The 17,425-nt window shown below is 57.9% G+C and carries 11 protein-coding genes; 4 read left to right on the top strand and 7 right to left on the bottom strand.

Features of this window, described 5'->3' with window-relative positions; all coding sequences use genetic code 11:
* Positions 1-30 precede the first annotated feature (30 nt).
* Genes glpC through glpA form a run of 3 tightly spaced genes read right to left on the bottom strand, consistent with a single transcriptional unit; the run spans position 31 to position 4,053 of the window.
* A complete protein-coding gene (gene glpC / locus N037_RS21355; RefSeq protein WP_032643401.1) occupies positions 31-1,221 on the bottom strand; it encodes an anaerobic glycerol-3-phosphate dehydrogenase subunit GlpC in 1,191 nt (396 codons plus the stop codon).
* The gene (gene glpB / locus N037_RS21350; RefSeq protein ID WP_032643398.1) at positions 1,218-2,435 is read right to left on the bottom strand and encodes a glycerol-3-phosphate dehydrogenase subunit GlpB; all 1,218 of its coding nucleotides are present in this window, start codon (positions 2,433-2,435) and stop codon (positions 1,218-1,220) included. The genes glpC and glpB overlap by 4 nt, the downstream gene beginning before the upstream one ends.
* Positions 2,425-4,053, bottom strand: coding sequence for an anaerobic glycerol-3-phosphate dehydrogenase subunit A (gene glpA, locus N037_RS21345; protein ID WP_032643395.1), 1,629 nt, complete (start codon positions 4,051-4,053; stop codon positions 2,425-2,427). Before glpA ends, glpB begins: the two co-directional genes overlap by 11 nt.
* A 252-nt stretch (positions 4,054-4,305) precedes the next feature.
* On the opposite strand from glpA, the gene glpT reads away from it, so the two are divergent.
* Together glpT and glpQ are read left to right on the top strand one after the other, a co-directional pair.
* Positions 4,306-5,658 carry a glycerol-3-phosphate transporter gene (gene glpT, locus N037_RS21340; RefSeq protein ID WP_023336388.1) on the top strand — a complete coding sequence of 451 codons (1,353 nt, stop codon included), beginning with the start codon at positions 4,306-4,308 and terminating at the stop codon, positions 5,656-5,658.
* Positions 5,659-5,669: 11 nt separating this feature from the next.
* Positions 5,670-6,725 (top strand): glycerophosphodiester phosphodiesterase, encoded by a 1,056-nt coding sequence (glpQ, locus tag N037_RS21335; RefSeq protein WP_032643393.1) that lies wholly within the window; start codon positions 5,670-5,672, stop codon positions 6,723-6,725.
* 89 nt (positions 6,726-6,814) lie between these two features.
* On the opposite strand, the gene yfaE is transcribed toward glpQ, so the two are convergent.
* The 4 genes from yfaE to ubiG form a co-directional block, all read right to left on the bottom strand.
* Positions 6,815-7,069, bottom strand: a complete 255-nt coding sequence (gene yfaE, locus N037_RS21330; protein ID WP_008500234.1) for a class I ribonucleotide reductase maintenance protein YfaE — start codon at positions 7,067-7,069, stop codon at positions 6,815-6,817.
* Positions 7,069-8,199: a class Ia ribonucleoside-diphosphate reductase subunit beta gene (gene nrdB / locus N037_RS21325; RefSeq protein WP_014884611.1), complete on the bottom strand. Its 1,131-nt coding sequence runs from the start codon at positions 8,197-8,199 to the stop codon at positions 7,069-7,071. The genes yfaE and nrdB overlap by 1 nt, the downstream gene beginning before the upstream one ends.
* Positions 8,200-8,280: 81 nt before the next feature.
* Positions 8,281-10,566 (bottom strand): class 1a ribonucleoside-diphosphate reductase subunit alpha, encoded by a 2,286-nt coding sequence (nrdA, locus tag N037_RS21320; RefSeq protein ID WP_023312513.1) that lies wholly within the window; start codon positions 10,564-10,566, stop codon positions 8,281-8,283.
* Between the two features lie 348 nt (positions 10,567-10,914).
* On the bottom strand, positions 10,915-11,643 hold the full coding sequence (gene ubiG, locus N037_RS21315; RefSeq protein ID WP_023336386.1) for a bifunctional 2-polyprenyl-6-hydroxyphenol methylase/3-demethylubiquinol 3-O-methyltransferase UbiG: 729 nt from the start codon (positions 11,641-11,643) through the stop codon (positions 10,915-10,917).
* A gap of 146 nt (positions 11,644-11,789) precedes the next feature.
* Between ubiG and gyrA the strand changes: the two genes are divergently transcribed.
* Positions 11,790-14,426 carry a DNA topoisomerase (ATP-hydrolyzing) subunit A gene (gyrA, locus tag N037_RS21310; RefSeq protein ID WP_023336385.1) on the top strand — a complete coding sequence of 879 codons (2,637 nt, stop codon included), beginning with the start codon at positions 11,790-11,792 and terminating at the stop codon, positions 14,424-14,426.
* 134 nt (positions 14,427-14,560) lie between these two features.
* Entirely contained in the window at positions 14,561-17,407 is a 2,847-nt protein-coding gene (rcsC, locus tag N037_RS21305) for a two-component system sensor histidine kinase RcsC (RefSeq protein ID WP_032643390.1), read from the top strand.
* The last annotated feature ends 18 nt before the right edge of the window (positions 17,408-17,425 follow it).

Below are 17,425 nucleotides of genomic sequence, written 5' to 3'. Positions count from 1 at the left end.
CTGTGCCGGGGCCTTTCGCCCCGGCCATGTTCAGCCCAGCGCCTTCGCCAGCAGGGTGATTGGATGCTCGCAGCGCTTGCTGGTGGACATCTCAATCTGCCACTTGCAGGTTTCGCAGTCCGTTACCACGATATCCGCGCCGCTCTCTTCAATCTGGCGGAACAGCGGGGCGCCAATCGCCTGTGACGTTTCGTAGTTTTCACGCTTAAAGCCGTAGGTTCCCGCAATCCCGCAGCAGCGCGAATCCAGCACCGTCAGCTCCAGGCCTGGAATAAGCCGCAGCAGCTCAAGCGTATAGAGCGACCAGCCCATTTTCTCCATATGACACGGCGTGTGATAGACCACCTTCAGCGGTAATGTCCCCAGCGGCAGCGTCTGCCCGCTATCCAGCTTGCGCCACAGGAAGCGTGTCGCCAGCTCGATGTGCTCGCGCAGGCCGGTATTATCCACGTCCAGCAGATGCGGGTACTCGTCGCGCAGGGTGAAGGTACAGGTGGACGAGGTCGCCAGCACCGGAATCCCTTTATCGACAATCGCTTCGCGCAGGGAGGTGACATTGCTTTGAGCCTGCCTGCGCGCTTTATCGGTAAACCCGTTGGCAATCAGCGGTACGCCGCAGCACTTCTCTTTGTTCAGTAGCTGAACGCCCGTTCCCATGGCGTTCAGCACCTTCAGCAGATCTTTACCCAGCTGCGGGTGGTTGTAGTTCACATAGCAGCCGTGGAAAAAGGCCACCTGGTCGGCGTACTGCGCCTGTTGTGCCGCGACGGATTTGTACCAGCGGCGGAAGGTGCCGTGAGAATATTTCGGCAGGCTGCGGTGATGATCTATCTTCAGCGTGGCATCCAGCAGCTGGCGCACCGGTTTGAGCGAGGTCGCGGCATTCACCAGCGGGGCAAAGGGCGTCGAGACGCTGCCCATCAGATCGGTATGGCTCAGGATCGCGTCCCGCAGCGTCGGCTTTTGCGTGCTGTAGCGCGCCCGGGCGCGCTGGATAATATCGCCGATTTTAACATCCGACGGGCAGGCGACTTCGCAGCGTTTGCAGTTAATGCAGTATTTCAGCGCCTCGTCGTACAGCTTGCCGTCCTTCAGACGCAGACGCTCGCCGTCCGGTCCGGCCTGCTTTGGCCCGGGATAGCGTGGGTTCACGCCGCTGACCGGGCAGACGGTGGTACACACCGTGCATTTAATGCAGCTTTCAAAACGGGTGTCGTTCATTGTTCAGCCTCCGTACGCTGGCTAATCTGCTCTGCCACATACAGCGCCGTGACGGCGCAGACCCCGCCACCGCATCCCTGGGCAATGGGATCGTACCCGCCCAGCAGCGAGCCGATGGCAAAGAGATTACTGACGGGCTTACCGGAAAGTTGCGGATGCAGCTGGCTATCGACAATCACGCCGAACTGCTGCCAGGGCTGCGGCGAGAAGAAATCACTCTGATACCAGTCCGCGCGGGAGGCTCGCTGGCGAACATCCAGCCCCATAATGGCTTCCCGGATGCCCTCCCGGCTGCTCAGCAGCCCGTTGCTGAAGAAGCTGCCGCTTGCCAGCACCGTATAGCGGGCACGAAGCGGAATATCGTCGTGGTTACGCGTCCAGATTTCGCTCACCGCGCCGTCGGTCAGGGTGATTTTTTTCACCTCATCACCGGCCATCCACACGCCGCCCTGCGCGACAAACTGGCGCTGGAGCTGGGTATGCAGGCGAATGCCGGGTACGGAAGGGGGCAGCGTGGGCAGCAGGCCGAGCGAGCAGGGCAGCCGATCCGAGAGCCAGCGCCAGAGCCGGTTATCGCGTAAACCAAAGCAGGCGGGCATCAGCAGGGCGTCGCAGCCGTCGCCGAGCGGCCTGAGCGCGTCATACAGCAGCGGCCATTTGTCCTCGTTATCCAGAAAACGGGCGATATTCACCGCGCGAAACTCGCTCGGGTTGTCGCGCAGGACATCCAGTTCAGGTAGCTCTATCTCTGCCGTTTCGGCATTGACGCCCTGGCGACTGAGTGACGCCGCCGCGAGATGAGGCTGAAAATCCAGAAAGCCGCTAATGCCCACGACCCGCACGCGTGCGGCATTGAAGGGCGCTACGGGCACTTCTTCCGGGCTGAGCCAGGCAGAGCGCAGGGTGCCGAGCGGCGTGACGCGCTGGTGATTGAGCCGGGCGCTTCCCTTAAGACGCGCGCCGCAGTCCGCCAGCAGCGCTTCGGTTTCCAGCGCAAAGCGGTCAATGTGCTGCGCGCCAATCAGGTGATACGGGTGCTCCGGCGGCAGCGTATCGCGGCACGCTTCGTCCACCAGATCCAGCGAGCCCGACGAGAAGTGCAGGGCGCTCTGGCCCCGTGTGATAATGGCGCAGCGCAGCCCCTGCTTCGTGAGCTTGATGCCGCAGAGCAGGCCTGCCAGCCCGCCGCCGACGATGACGGTATCAAATTTCATCGCGTTGCTCCTTCTCAAGACCGCAAAGCCCCTGGTAGACCCAGCGGGTAAATTCGCTTTCGCGCAGGGCATCGCCCCAGGCGACAGGCTGAATGCCTTTCCAGCGCTCGTTTAAAAACGCGCTGAGCTGATCGAGCGACTGGGTGGCGGTGGTGGTGTGAAAACGCTGCAGCAGTCCGGCGGCACGACAGGCGCACAGCTCGCCCTGACAGGTCCCCATTCCGACGCGGGTACGGCGGCGAAGATCGAGCAGGCTTGTGACCGTCAGGCTCTCCACCGCGTACTGCACCTCACCGGCGGTGACGGCTTCGCACTCGCATACCAGGCTGCGGCTCAGGCGTCCTTCACCGAGCCACTGCGGCGTTCTGTCGCCGTGGCGGTAAATAGCGGACCCGCGCAGCGGCGCGGGCAGGGAGATAATTTTTTGCAGCGTTTTTTCGGTGGACTGACGCGAGCCGGGCAGGGCTTGCTCTGCCGTCACGCACCGTTCGGTATTGCCCAGCTTGCGGCAGACGGCATCGGTCGCCCACTCGGCCATCAGGCGGTAGGTCATCAGCTTGCCGCCGGTGATGGTGATAAACCCGTCCATGCCGTCGCGCGCGGCGTGATCGAGCAGCACGATACCCCGGCTGACGTTACGCCCGCTCGGGTCGTTGTCGCTGGCGACCAGCGGACGCACGCCCGCGTAGGCGCGCAGAATTCGCGTCTGGGCCATCACCGGGGCCAGTTTTTCCCCTTCGCGCAGCAGGATGTCCACCTCTTCGGCGGTTACGCGGTTATAGTCAATCTCGCTGTAGTCGACGTGGGTTGAGGTGGTACCGATTAACGAAATGGTGTCGCCCGGGACGAGGATATCGGCATCAGACGGTTTGCGGCAGCGGTTGATCACGTGGTTATTGATGCGGTGGTCGAGGATCAGCAGCGAGCCTTTCGCCGGGAACATGCGCACCGACAGGTCCGCGTATTCCGCGATGCGCTGCCCCCAGATCCCCGCCGCGTTGACCACCACGGCGGCATACAGCTCGCTGTGTTCGTTATATTGTGTATCAACGATCCGCACGCCGCAGATGCGGTGACCTTCGCGGATAAGCCCGGTCACTTCGTGCCCGGTCAGGATGTGCGCGCCATGTTCGCGGGCGTCCAGCATATTGGCGGCGGTCAGGCGGAAGGGATCAACGGTGCCGTCAGGCACCTTCACCGCGCCGATCAGCGCCGGGTTGACCGACGGTTCCAGCCGCCGTGCCAGCGCCGGGTCCATGGCCTCAGCCTGAATGCCCGCTGTATTGCAGGCGGTAATAAAGGTCTCCTGAAAGGCGAGGTCATCTTCGGGAAGGGTAATAAAGAGGCCGTCGGTCGGCTCAATGCAGTGGCGGGCGATACGCTTGAGGATCTGGTTTTCAGCAATACATTCGCGCGCGGATTCACCGTCGGTAACCGCATACCGCGCGCCGCTGTGCAGCAGGCCATGGTTACGCCCGGTTGCGCCCGTGGCGATATCGTGACGCTCCAGCAGCGTGACGCTTAAGCCGCGAAGGGCGCAATCGCGTGCGATCCCGGCGCCGGTTGCGCCACCGCCAATGATTATCACATCGCTGTAGCGAGGATCGTGAATGGTCATTGTTTACCCTCTATGTTCGTTTTTTTATCATTTAGCCATATCAATCGTGCGGTTTGTTTGATTTCGAACATAAACGCGCGAAATTCGAAAGTAAAACGTGATTTCATGCGCTTTTTTGCGCATTCTGTCATATTTCTGTAACAATCTGTGCGTTGATTCACAGTAACAATCACCGTGATTTCTTAACATCCCCGCCTCTGGAATTCAGGTGCGAGCCACCTGCTCATTCAATTCAAGGCCACGGAGGCTGTTATGCTCAGTATCTTCAAACCTGCGCCGCATCGGGCGCGTCTGCCAGAGGCAGAAATTGATCCGCTATACCGCCGTCTGCGCTGGCAAATCTTCCTGGGGATCTTCTTCGGGTACGCTGCGTACTACCTTGTACGTAAAAACTTCGCGCTCGCCATGCCGTATCTGGTGGAGCAGGGCTTCTCCCGCGGCGATCTGGGGTTCGCGCTGTCGGGGATCTCAATCGCCTACGGTTTTTCCAAATTCATCATGGGTTCGGTGTCGGACCGCTCTAACCCGCGCGTGTTTCTGCCCGCCGGTCTGATTCTGGCCGCGGCGGTGATGCTGTTCATGGGCTTTGTGCCGTGGGCGACGTCCAGTATTGCGATTATGTTCGTGCTGCTGTTCCTCTGCGGCTGGTTCCAGGGGATGGGGTGGCCGCCTTGTGGGCGCACCATGGTGCACTGGTGGTCGCAGAAGGAGCGCGGCGGCATCGTGTCGGTGTGGAACTGTGCGCATAACGTGGGTGGCGGTATTCCGCCGCTGCTGTTCCTGCTGGGGATGGCCTGGTTCAACGACTGGCACGCTGCGCTCTATATGCCTGCCTTTGGCGCCATCGTCGTGGCGATTTTCGCTTTTGCGCTGATGCGTGACACGCCTCAGTCCTGCGGCCTGCCGCCGATTGAAGAGTACAAAAACGACTATCCGGATGATTACAGCAAGGAGCACGAAGAAGAGCTGACCGCAAAACAGATCTTCATGAAGTACGTCCTGCCGAACAAGCTGCTGTGGTACATCGCGGTGGCGAACGTGTTCGTTTACCTGCTGCGCTACGGCATCCTCGACTGGTCCCCGACCTACCTGAAAGAGGTGAAGCACTTCGCGCTGGATAAGTCGTCCTGGGCCTATTTCCTGTATGAATATGCCGGGATCCCGGGCACGCTGCTTTGCGGCTGGATGTCGGACAAGGTGTTCAAAGGCAACCGCGGTGCGACGGGCGTGTTCTTTATGACCCTGGTGACCATTGCCACCGTCGTTTACTGGCTCAACCCGCCGGGCAACCCGTCAGTAGATATGGCCTGCATGATCGTCATCGGCTTCCTGATTTATGGTCCGGTAATGCTGATCGGTCTGCACGCGCTGGAGCTGGCACCGAAAAAAGCGGCAGGCACGGCGGCAGGCTTTACCGGTCTGTTCGGCTATCTGGGCGGTTCGGTCGCGGCAAGCGCCATCGTGGGCTACACCGTTGACTTCTTCGGCTGGGACGGCGGCTTTATGGTGATGATCGGCGGTAGCGTGCTGGCGGTACTGCTGCTGATTGTTGTGATGATCGGTGAGAAACGTCACCACGCGGAAGTGCAGGCGCGTCGTCAATAAGGAGCAATGCCATGAAATTATCTTACGTAACAGCCGGCCTGCTGCTGGCGGGCCTGATGACCGGCTCGGCGCTGGCGGCGGATAAAATCGTTATCGCCCACCGCGGCGCCAGCGGCTATCTGCCGGAGCATACCCTGCCGGCGAAAGCGATGGCCTATGCCCAGGGCGCGGATTATCTGGAGCAGGATCTGGTGATGACGAAGGACGACCAGCTGGTCGTCCTGCATGACCACTATCTGGACCGCGTGACGGACGTGGCGGAGCGTTTCCCGGACCGCGCCCGTAAGGATGGCCGCTACTACGCCATCGACTTCACGCTGGCGGAGATTCGCTCCCTGAAGTTTACCGAAGGCTTCGAGATTGAAAACGGCAAGAAGGTGCAGGTCTATCCGGGCCGTTTCCCGATGGGCAAATCTGACTTCCGCATTCATACCTTCCAGGAAGAGATTGAATTTGTTCAGGGCCTGAACCACTCCACCGGTAAAAACATCGGTATCTACCCGGAGATCAAAGCGCCGTGGTTCCACCATCAGGAAGGGAAAGACATTGCCGCGAAGACGCTGGAAGTGCTGAAGCAGTACGGCTACACCAGCAAGAAGGACAAAGTCTACCTGCAGTGTTTTGACGCCGCCGAACTGAAGCGCATCAAAACCGAGCTGGAACCGAAGATGGGGATGGATCTCAATCTGGTACAGCTGATTGCCTATACCGACTGGAATGAAACCCAGGAGAAGCAGCCGGACGGGAAGTGGGTTAACTATAACTACGACTGGATGTTTAAGCCGGGTGCGATGAAGCAGATTGCGCAGTACGCCGACGGCATCGGGCCGGATTACCACATGCTGGTGGCGGAAGGCTCAGCGCCGGGACACGTGAAGCTGACGGCGATGGTAAAAGAGGCGCATGCCAGCAAGATGCAGGTCCATCCGTATACCGTGCGTGCAGACCAGCTGCCGCCGTATGCCACGGACGTGAATCAGCTTTATGAGGTGTTGTATAACCAGGCGGGCGTGGACGGACTGTTTACGGATTTCCCGGATAAAGCGGTGAGCTTTTTGAAGGATTAACGCTGAAATTGCCGGGTGGCGGCTGCGCCTTACCCGGCCTACGAACTGCGGTTTTGTAGGTCGGGTAAGCGAAGCGCCACCCGACGCAATCACATCTCGATCTCAATATCGCCTTTCGCCCGGCAGCAGCAGGGCAAAATTTCCCCTTCGTTGATAAAGGCCAGCGGTTCGGTCAGCCAGTCCACCTGGCCGGCGACCAGGCGGCAGCGGCAGGAGCCGCAGTAGCCGGAACGACACTGGTACTCTACTTCTACCTGATGTGCCTCAAGCGCCACCAGCAGAGAAGGGTGCTCCTCCCGACACAGTACCTCAGTGCCGGAAAGACTTAACGTGACGCGTGACATCAGAGCTGGAAGTCGCTCAGGTCGTCAGTGTTGACTTCAGAATCAATCTGACCGACCAGGTAAGAACTCACTTCCACTTCCTGCGGCGCCACCTGCACGTTATCGGACACCAGCCAGGTGTTGATCCACGGGATTGGGTTAGAGCGCGTCTGGAACGGCAGGTCGAGACCGACAGCCTGCATGCGGATGTTGGTGATGTACTCAACGTACTGGCACAGAATGTCTTTGTTCAGGCCAATCATGGAGCCGTCGCGGAACAGGTAGTCTGCCCACTCTTTCTCCTGCTGGGCCGCCAGCACGAACAGGTCGTAGCACTCCTGCTTGCACTCTTCGGCGATTTCCGCCATCTCCGGATCGTCCGTACCGCTGCGCAGCAGGTTCAGCATGTGCTGGGTACCGGTCAGGTGCAGGGCTTCATCGCGGGCGATCAGACGGATGATTTTGGCGTTGCCTTCCATCAGCTTGCGCTCGGCAAAGGCGAAGGAGCAGGCGAAGCTCACGTAGAAGCGAATCGCTTCCAGCGCGTTGACGCTCATCAGGCACAGGTACAGCTGTTTTTTCAGCGCGCGCAGGTTCACGGTAACGGTTTTACCGTTCACGTTGTGGGTGCCTTCGCCCAGCAGATGCCAGTAGCTGGTCATCTCGATCAGCTCGTCGTAGTAGTGGGCAATGCCTTCCGCGCGCTTCTGGATCTGCTCGTTGGTGACGATATCGTCAAACACCACCGCCGGATCGTTCACGATGTTGCGGATGATGTGGGTATAAGAGCGGGAGTGGATCGTTTCGGAGAACGCCCAGGTTTCCACCCAGGTTTCCAGCTCAGGAATGGAGATCAGCGGCAGCAGCGCCACGTTCGGACTACGGCCCTGAATGGAGTCCAGTAGCGTCTGGTACTTCAGGTTGCTGATGAAGATATGCTTTTCGTGATCCGGCAGCGACTGGTAATCAATACGGTCGCGGGAGACGTCCACTTCTTCCGGGCGCCAGAAGAAAGAGAGTTGCTTTTCAATCAGCTTTTCGAAGATGTCATATTTTTGCTGATCGTAGCGTGCCACGTTGACCGGCTGGCCGAAGAACATCGGCTCTTTGAGCTGGTCGTTTTTCGTCTGTGAAAAGGTGGTATAAGCCATGAGTGTGTCCTGTGAGAGATTTTGTCAGTCGGGCAAACAAAATCGTAGGCCGGGTAAGCGTAGCGCCACCCGGCATTTACATTAGATCTTACATGCGCCGCTTTCGCAGCCATCGTCCTGAATTGACGGCACCATGTCGTCCTGCGCGTCTTCCGCACCGTCACGGGTGTTGTGATAGTACAGCGTTTTCACGCCAAATTTATAGGCGGTCAGCAGGTCTTTCAACAGCTGCTGCATTGGTACCTTGCCGGACGGGAAGCGCGTCGGGTCATAGTTGGTGTTGGCAGAGATCGACTGGTCGATAAACTTCTGCATGATACCCACCAGCTGCAGGTAGCCGTCGTTGTTTGGCATTTCCCACAGCAGCTCGTAGTTGTTACCCAGCGTTTCGTAATCCGGCACCACCTGACGCAGCACGCCGTCTTTCGACGCTTTGATGCTGACGTGGCCGCGCGGCGGTTCAATACCGTTGGTGGCGTTGGAGATCTGCGACGAGGTCTCGGACGGCATCAGGGCAGAGAGCGTGGAGTTACGCAGGCCGTGGGTCTTGATGGACTCGCGCAGGCCTTCCCAGTCGAGATGCAGCGGCTCGCTGACAATCGCATCCAGGTCTTTCTTGTAGGTGTCGATTGGCAGAATGCCTTTCGCGTAGGTGGTTTCGTTGAACCACGGGCACGCGCCTTGCTCTTTCGCCAGCTCGTTGGACGCTTTCATCAGGTAGTACTGAATCGCTTCGAACGTCTGGTGCGTCAGGTTGTTGGCGCTGCCGTCGGAGTAACGCTTGCCGTTTTTCGCCAGCCAGTAGGCGAAGTTGATCACGCCGATACCCAGGGTGCGACGGCCCATTGCACCGCGTTTAGCGGCCGGGATTGGGTAATCCTGGTAGTCCAGCAGGGCGTCAAGCGCGCGAACTGCCAGCACGGCCAGCTCTTCCAGCTCGTCCAGGCTCTTAATCGCACCCAGGTTGAACGCGGACAGCGTACACAGCGCGATTTCGCCGTTTTCGTCGTTCACGTCTTCCAGCGGTTTGGTCGGCAGGGCGATCTCCAGGCACAGGTTGGACTGGCGCACTGGCGCAACCACCGGGTCAAACGGGCTGTGGGTGTTGCAGTGGTCCACGTTCTGGATGTAGATACGGCCGGTAGAGGCACGTTCCTGCATCATCAGGGAGAACAGGTCTACCGCCTTCACGCGCTGCTTACGAATGCTGTCGTCTTTTTCGTATTTGGTGTACAGACGCTCGAACTCGTCCTGATCGGCGAAGAACGCGTCATACAGGCCCGGAACGTCGGACGGGCTGAACAGGGTGATGTCCTCACCTTTCAGCAGACGGGTGTACATCAGCTTGTTGATCTGCACGCCGTAGTCCATGTGACGCACGCGGTTGCCTTCCACGCCGCGGTTGTTCTTCAGAACCAGCAGGCTTTCCACTTCCAGGTGCCACATCGGGTAGAACAGGGTCGCTGCACCGCCGCGCACGCCGCCCTGAGAGCAGGATTTTACTGCCGTCTGGAAGTGCTTGTAGAACGGAATACAGCCGGTGTGGAACGCTTCACCGCCGCGAATCGGGCTGCCCAGCGCACGGATGCGACCGGCGTTGATGCCGATACCGGCACGCTGGGAAACGTATTTCACGATGGCGCTGGAGGTGGCGTTGATGGAATCCAGGCTGTCACCACACTCGATCAGTACGCAGGAGCTGAACTGACGGGTAGGGGTGCGCACGCCAGACATGATTGGCGTCGGCAGCGAAATCTTGAACGTGGAAACCGCATCGTAGAAACGCTTCACGTATTCCAGACGGGTGTCACGCGGGTAGTTAGAGAACAGGCAGGCGGCCACCAGAATATAGAGGAACTGGGCGCTTTCGTAGATCTCACCGGTTACGCGGTTCTGAACCAGGTATTTGCCTTCGAGCTGCTTCACCGCCGCGTAGGAGAAGTTCATGTCGCGCCAGTGATCGATAAACCCGTTCATCTGCTCGAACTCTTCTTCCGTATAGTCTTCCAGCAGATGCGTGTCGTATTTGCCCAGCTCAACCATTTTCACTACGTGATCGTAAAGCTTCGGCGGCTCAAACTGGCCGTAGGCTTTTTTACGCAGGTGGAAAATCGCCAGACGTGCAGCGAGGTACTGATAATCCGGTGCTTCGCGGGAGATGAGGTCAGCCGCCGCTTTAATGATCGTTTCGTGGATATCAGACGTTTTGATGCCGTCGTAGAACTGAATGTGGGAACGCAGTTCAACCTGGGAGATAGATACGTTGTTCAGTCCTTCTGCTGCCCAGTCGAGAACTCGATGGATTTTGTCCAGATTGATACGCTCGGTAGTACCGTCGCGCTTTGTCACCAGCAGACTCTGATTCATGTGGGGTTTACCTGTCCGTGAAATAAAAAAATATCCCCCGCTTATCCACAGATCCGTCTTGTGACTAACTCTGTGGATAAATACTACATATAGGGGGTTTGCGATAAGAAAAACGCTATATGGTGAGTATTCTAGTATCGAATCTTTTCAGCACAAGGGTTGATTTTGACGTTAAATTGAGGTTGTGAAAGGGTAAAAAAGGCTAAGTCCTCGTACCGTAAGGCCTGGAAGACATGTCAATAATTAAGAAAAAAAATTCAAAATTTGATCGAGTGCTGATTTCTTCAACGAGAGGTCAGAATTGCGCAACATGATGTCGCGCAATCTTTATAAGAATAACGAATGACGTTAGTCGTTTTTGGCGGTGGTGTGCAACATATAGTTAACATCAACGCCCGGTGCGAGCTTGAATTTATCGGTCAGCGGATTGTAGTGCAGGCCGGTGATGTGCTGCTCTTTGAGCCACGTCTGATCAACCCAGCTTAACAACTCGGCTGGCTTGATGAATTTCTTCACGTCGTGCGTCCCTTTCGGCACCATGCGCAGCACATACTCTGCGCCGACCACGGCCATCAGCCAGGCTTTACCGTTGCGGTTGATGGTTGAGAAGAAGACCTGGCCGCCCGGCTTCACCAGTTTTGCACAGGCGTGCACCACCGACTGCGGATCGGGAACGTGCTCCAGCATCTCCATGCAGGTCACCACATCGTACTGATGGGCGTGTTTCGCCGCGTGCTCTTCCACGGTTTCCTGCACGTATTCCACCTGTATACCGGACTCCAGCGCGTGAAGACGGGCCACCTGCAGCGGTTCAAAGCCCATATCCAGGCCGGTGACGGTGGCCCCTTCGCGCGCCATGCTCTCCGCCAGGATGCCGCCGCCGCAGCCGACGTCGAGCACTTTCTTACCGAACAGACCGCCGGAACGCTCCGCGATATAGCCCAGACGCAGCGGGTTAATGCGATGCAGCGGTTTGAACTCACCTTCGAGATCCCACCAGCGGGACGCCACCGCTTCAAATTTGGCAATCTCTTCGTGGTCAACGTTGTGAGCCACCGGGGATTTTTCGGCATTCATGGGCGCTTTTACTCCTTATTTAGCAAGACAAAGGAGTATATCAGGCAATCCCCGTGAATAAAGCGTATAGGTTTACCTCAATCACCTCGGCTGTGTTATAATTTGCGACCTTTGAATCCGGGATACAGTAGAGGGATAGCGGTTAGATGAGCGACCTTGCGAGAGAAATTACACCGGTTAACATCGAGGAAGAGCTGAAGAGCTCCTATCTGGACTATGCGATGTCGGTCATTGTTGGCCGTGCGCTGCCGGATGTCCGCGATGGCCTGAAGCCGGTACACCGTCGCGTACTATACGCCATGAACGTATTGGGCAATGACTGGAATAAAGCCTATAAAAAATCTGCCCGCGTCGTCGGTGACGTTATCGGTAAATATCACCCGCATGGTGATACCGCCGTTTATGACACCATCGTTCGTATGGCGCAGCCATTCTCCTTGCGTTACATGCTGGTAGATGGTCAGGGTAACTTTGGCTCAGTCGACGGCGACTCCGCTGCGGCGATGCGTTATACGGAAATCCGTATGTCGAAAATCGCTCATGAGCTGATGGCCGACCTGGAAAAAGAGACCGTTGATTTCGTCGATAACTACGACGGCACCGAGCGCATCCCAGATGTGATGCCAACCAAGATCCCGAACCTGCTGGTTAACGGTTCGTCTGGTATCGCGGTCGGTATGGCAACCAACATTCCGCCGCACAACATTACCGAAGTGATCAACGGCTGCCTGGCCTATATCGACGATGAAGACATCAGCATTGAAGGGCTGATGGAACACATCCCGGGCCCGGACTTCCCGACGGCGGCGATCATCAACGGTCGTCGCGGTATTGAAGAAGCGTACCGCACCGGACGCGGCAAGATTTACATCCGTGCCCGCGCCGAAGTGGAAGCAGACGCTAAGACCGGCCGTGAGACCATCATTGTTCACGAGATCCCGTATCAGGTGAACAAAGCGCGTCTGATTGAAAAAATCGCCGAGCTGGTAAAAGAAAAACGCGTTGAAGGCATCAGCGCGCTGCGTGACGAGTCTGACAAAGACGGTATGCGCATCGTGATTGAGATTAAACGCGACGCGGTGGGCGAGGTTGTGCTGAACAACCTGTATTCCCAGACTCAGCTTCAGGTCTCCTTCGGCATCAACATGGTTGCGCTGCACCATGGTCAGCCGAAGATCATGAACCTGAAAGAGATCCTGAGCGCGTTCGTGCGTCACCGCCGTGAAGTGGTGACCCGCCGTACTATCTTCGAACTGCGCAAAGCGCGTGACCGTGCCCATATCCTTGAAGCGCTGGCCGTTGCACTGGCCAACATCGACCCTATTATTGAGCTGATTCGCCGTGCGCCGACCCCGGCAGAAGCGAAAGCAGCCCTGATTGCGCGTCCATGGGAGCTGGGTAACGTGGCCGCCATGCTTGAACGTGCGGGCGATGACGCGGCGCGTCCTGAGTGGCTGGAGCCTGAATTCGGCGTGCGTGACGGTCAGTACTACCTGACTGAACAGCAGGCGCAGGCGATTCTGGATCTGCGTCTGCAGAAACTGACCGGCCTTGAGCACGAAAAACTGCTCGATGAATATAAAGAGCTGCTGGAACAGATTGCCGAGCTGCTGCATATCCTGGGTAGCGCAGATCGCCTGATGGAAGTGATCCGTGAAGAGCTGGAACTGGTCCGCGATCAGTTCGGCGATGCGCGCCGCACCGAAATCACCGCAAACAGCTCTGATATCAACATTGAAGACCTGATCAATCGCGAAGACGTGGTGGTCACCCTGTCTCACCAGGGCTATGTGAAGTATCAGCCGCTGACCGACTACGAAGCACAGCGTCGTGGCGGTAAAGGTAAATCTGCGGCACGTATTAAAGAAGAAGACTTTATTGACCGCCTGCTGGTGGCAAACACCCATGACACGATCCTCTGCTTCTCAAGCCGCGGTCGTCTGTACTGGATGAAAGTCTATCAGCTGCCGGAAGCAAGCCGCGGTGCACGTGGTCGTCCAATCGTTAACCTGCTGCCGCTGGAAGCGAACGAACGTATCACCGCCATCCTGCCGGTACGCGAGTACGAAGAGGGCGTGAACGTCTTTATGGCGACCGCCAGCGGTACCGTGAAGAAAACCGCCCTGACCGAGTTCAGCCGCCCACGTTCCGCCGGGATCATTGCGGTGAATCTGAACGAAGGCGACGAGCTGATCGGCGTGGATCTGACCTCCGGTTCCGATGAAGTGATGCTGTTCTCTGCGGCCGGTAAAGTGGTGCGCTTTAAAGAGAACGCCGTCCGTGCAATGGGTCGTACCGCTACGGGCGTTCGTGGTATCAAACTGGCGGGCGAAGACAGCGTCGTTTCCCTGATCGTTCCGCGCGGCGAAGGTGCAATCCTGACCGTGACGCAGAATGGCTACGGTAAACGTACGGCAGAAAGCGAATACCCGACCAAGTCTCGCGGCACGCAGGGCGTTATCTCTATTAAAGTGACCGAGCGCAACGGTTCCGTTGTGGGCGCGGTGCAGGTAGACGATGCCGACCAGATCATGATGATCACCGATGCCGGTACGCTGGTGCGTACCCGCGTGTCTGAGATCAGCGTGGTGGGGCGTAACACCCAGGGCGTGATCCTCATCCGTACCGCGGAAGATGAAAACGTGGTGGGTCTGCAGCGCGTTGCTGAGCCGGTGGATGACGAAGAGCTCGATTCCATCGACGGTAGCGTTGCGGAAGGCGATGATGATATCGCGCCGGAAGCCGACACTGACGATGACGCAGCGGATGATGCTGACGAGTAATCACTCCTGAAGCAAAAAGGGCCGGATTCCGGCCCTTTTCTTTTGCAGAAGCAGATAAGTCAACGTTGCGACCCGGCGCGTTTACCGCTACCTTAACCACATTCTTTTGACCCCGACGGCGGAGCCTCGCCCCTTTGAAATACCTCGTCTCCTTTCGTACTACGCTGAAAGTCTCTCGCTATCTGTTTCGGGCGCTGGCGCTCTTGCTCTGGCTGCTGGTGGCCTTGTTCTCGGTGTTTTACATCGTTAACGCGCTGCACCAGAAAGAAGCGGAGATCCGCCAGGAGTTTAACTTAAGCTCCGACCAGGCCCAGCGCTACATTCAGCGAACGTCTGACGTGATGAAGGAGTTGAAGTATATTGCCGAAAATCGTCTGACGGCGGAAAACGGCATCCTTGCGCTTCGGGGGCGTAATGACAAAACCGAAGTCCCGGACTTCCAGCCGCTGTTCCCGGACTCCGATTGCTCCACCATGAGCAATACCTGGCGCGGGTCGCTGGAGTCTCTTGCCTGGTTTATGCGCTACTGGCGCGACAATTTCTCCGCCGCCTACGACCTGAATCGCGTATTCCTGATTGGCAGTGAAAATCTCTGCATGGCTGACTTTGGCCTGCGTGATGTGCCCGTTGAGCGTGACGATGCGCTGAAGAGCCTGCATGAGCGTATTGTGAAATATCGCAATGCGCCGCAGGACGAGCGCGGGAATAACATCTTCTGGGTTAGCCAGGGCCCGCGCCCGGGCGTGGGCTATTTCTACGCTCTGACGCCGGTGTATCTCGGCAATCGCCTGCAGGCGCTGCTGGGGATTGAGCAGACCATCCGCATGGAAAACTTCTTCACCCCAGGCAGCCTGCCCATGGGGGTGACCATTCTGGATGAAAACGGCCATCAGCTGATCTCACTCGCCGGGCCGGATAACCGGTTAAACGTTGAACCGCACTGGATGCAGGAGCGGTCATGGTTTGGTTACACCTCCGGCTTCCGCGAGCTGGTGCTGAAAAAAAGCCTGCTGCCATCCTCGCTGAGCATTGTCTACTCGGTGCCGGTGGATATGGTGCTTGAGCGCATACGCATTCTCATCATGAATGCGATTCTGCTGAACCTGATCGCGGGTGGCGCGCTGTTTACGCTGGCGCGCATGTATGAGCGGAAAATCTTTATTCCCGCCGAAAGTGACGCCCAGCGGCTCGAGGAACACGAGCAGTTTAACCGCAAGATTGTCGCTTCGGCGCCGGTGGGGATCTGTATTCTGCGCACCCAGGACGGGACCAATATCCTGAGTAACGAACTGGCGCATAACTACCTGAACATGCTGACGCATGAAGACCGGCAGAGGCTGACGCAGATTATCTGCGGTCAGCAGGTTAACTTTGTCGACGTGCTCACCAGCACGCACACCAACCTGCAGATCAGCTTTGTCCATTCCCGCTATCGCAATGAAAACGTGGCGATTTGCGTGCTGGTGGATGTTTCCGCGCGCGTGAAGATGGAAGAGTCGCTACAGGAGATGGCGCAGGCCGCGGAGCAGGCCAGCCAGTCGAAATCCATGTTCCTTGCCACCGTCAGCCACGAGCTGCGAACGCCGCTGTACGGGATCATTGGTAACCTCGACCTGCTGCAGACCAAAGAGCTGCCGAAAGGGGTCGACAGGCTGGTGACGGCGATGAACAACTCCTCCAGCCTGCTGCTGAAAATCATCAGCGATATTCTCGACTTCTCTAAAATTGAGTCTGAGCAGCTGAAAATCGAGCCGCGGGAGTTCTCGCCGCGCGAGGTCATGAACCATATCAGCGCCAACTATCTGCCGCTGGTGGTGCGTAAACAGCTGGGGCTCTACTGCTTTATCGAACCGGACGTGCCGCTGACGCTGCACGGCGATCCGATGCGCCTGCAGCAGGTCATCTCTAACCTGCTCAGCAACGCCATTAAATTCACGGATGTTGGCTGTATCGTGTTGCACGTCTGCCGGGCGGGGGATTACCTGAGCATTCGCGTGCGCGACACGGGCGTCGGCATCCCGGCGAAGGAAGTGGTTCGCCTGTTCGACCCATTCTTCCAGGTCGGGACCGGCGTGCAGCGTAACTTCCAGGGGACCGGACTGGGGCTGGCGATTTGTGAGAAGCTCGTCAGCATGATGGACGGTGATATCTCCGTGGATACCGAGCCCGGCATGGGCAGCCAGTTCACCATCCGCATTCCGCTCTATTCGGCGCAGTATCCGGCAAAAGCGACGGTGGACGGGCTGAGCGACAAGCGCTGCTGGCTGGCGGTGCATAACGCCTCGCTGAATGACTACCTGACGGCGATGCTTGCCCACAGCGGAGTGAGAGTGTGTCGCTATGAAGGTCAAACGCCGGATGTTGACGATGTGCTGATCGCCGACGAGATGCCGGAACAGCCGTGGCAGGGGAGAGGGGCGGTGCTCTTCTGTCGTCGCCACATTGGCATTCCTGTCGAGCGTGCGCCTGGGGAATGGGTACACAGTGTCGCAACGCCGCACGAGCTGTTGAGCCTGCTGGCGCGCATCTACAAAGTGGAGCTCGAAGAGAACGACGGTGCAGGCGCGTTGCCGTCACCGGACTCTCTGGCGTCGGTGAATGACGATATGATGATTCTGGTGGTGGATGACCATCCGATTAACCGCCGCCTGCTGGCTGACCAGCTTGGATCGCTGGGCTACCAGTGCAAAACGGCCAATGACGGCGTGGATGCGCTGAATGTGCTGAGTAAAAATCATATTGATATCGTGCTTAGCGACGTCAACATGCCAAACATGGATGGCTACCGTCTGACGCAGCGCATCCGACAGCTGGGCCTGACGCTGCCGGTGGTGGGCGTAACGGCGAACGCGCTGGCGGAAGAGAAACAGCGCTGTCTGGAGTCAGGCATGGACAGCTGTCTGTCGAAGCCGGTGACGCTGGACGTGCTGAAGCAGACGTTGTCGATTTACGCGGATCGCGTGAGAAAAACCAGAATATAAAAAAGGCCCGTAAGGGCC

This window comes from Enterobacter sp. EGD-HP1 (genome assembly GCF_000733275.2).
In the GTDB taxonomy this organism is placed as follows: domain Bacteria; phylum Pseudomonadota; class Gammaproteobacteria; order Enterobacterales; family Enterobacteriaceae; genus Enterobacter.
The sequence above is the reverse complement of the archived record's forward strand: the minus strand, read 5'-3'. Positions and strand labels throughout refer to the sequence as shown.

What these genes read in the sequence shown, in the direction of transcription:
- glpC (WP_032643401.1), bottom strand. Translation starts at nt 1,221, where the DNA reads ATGAACGACACCCGTTTTGAAAGCTGCATTAAATGCACGGTGTGTACC.
- glpB (WP_032643398.1), bottom strand. Translation starts at nt 2,435, where the DNA reads ATGAAATTTGATACCGTCATCGTCGGCGGCGGGCTGGCAGGCCTGCTC.
- glpA (WP_032643395.1), bottom strand. Translation starts at nt 4,053, where the DNA reads ATGACCATTCACGATCCTCGCTACAGCGATGTGATAATCATTGGCGGT.
- glpT (WP_023336388.1), top strand. Translation starts at nt 4,306, where the DNA reads ATGCTCAGTATCTTCAAACCTGCGCCGCATCGGGCGCGTCTGCCAGAG.
- glpQ (WP_032643393.1), top strand. Translation starts at nt 5,670, where the DNA reads ATGAAATTATCTTACGTAACAGCCGGCCTGCTGCTGGCGGGCCTGATG.
- yfaE (WP_008500234.1), bottom strand. Translation starts at nt 7,069, where the DNA reads ATGTCACGCGTCACGTTAAGTCTTTCCGGCACTGAGGTACTGTGTCGG.
- nrdB (WP_014884611.1), bottom strand. Translation starts at nt 8,199, where the DNA reads ATGGCTTATACCACCTTTTCACAGACGAAAAACGACCAGCTCAAAGAG.
- nrdA (WP_023312513.1), bottom strand. Translation starts at nt 10,566, where the DNA reads ATGAATCAGAGTCTGCTGGTGACAAAGCGCGACGGTACTACCGAGCGT.
- ubiG (WP_023336386.1), bottom strand. Translation starts at nt 11,643, where the DNA reads ATGAATGCCGAAAAATCCCCGGTGGCTCACAACGTTGACCACGAAGAG.
- gyrA (WP_023336385.1), top strand. Translation starts at nt 11,790, where the DNA reads ATGAGCGACCTTGCGAGAGAAATTACACCGGTTAACATCGAGGAAGAG.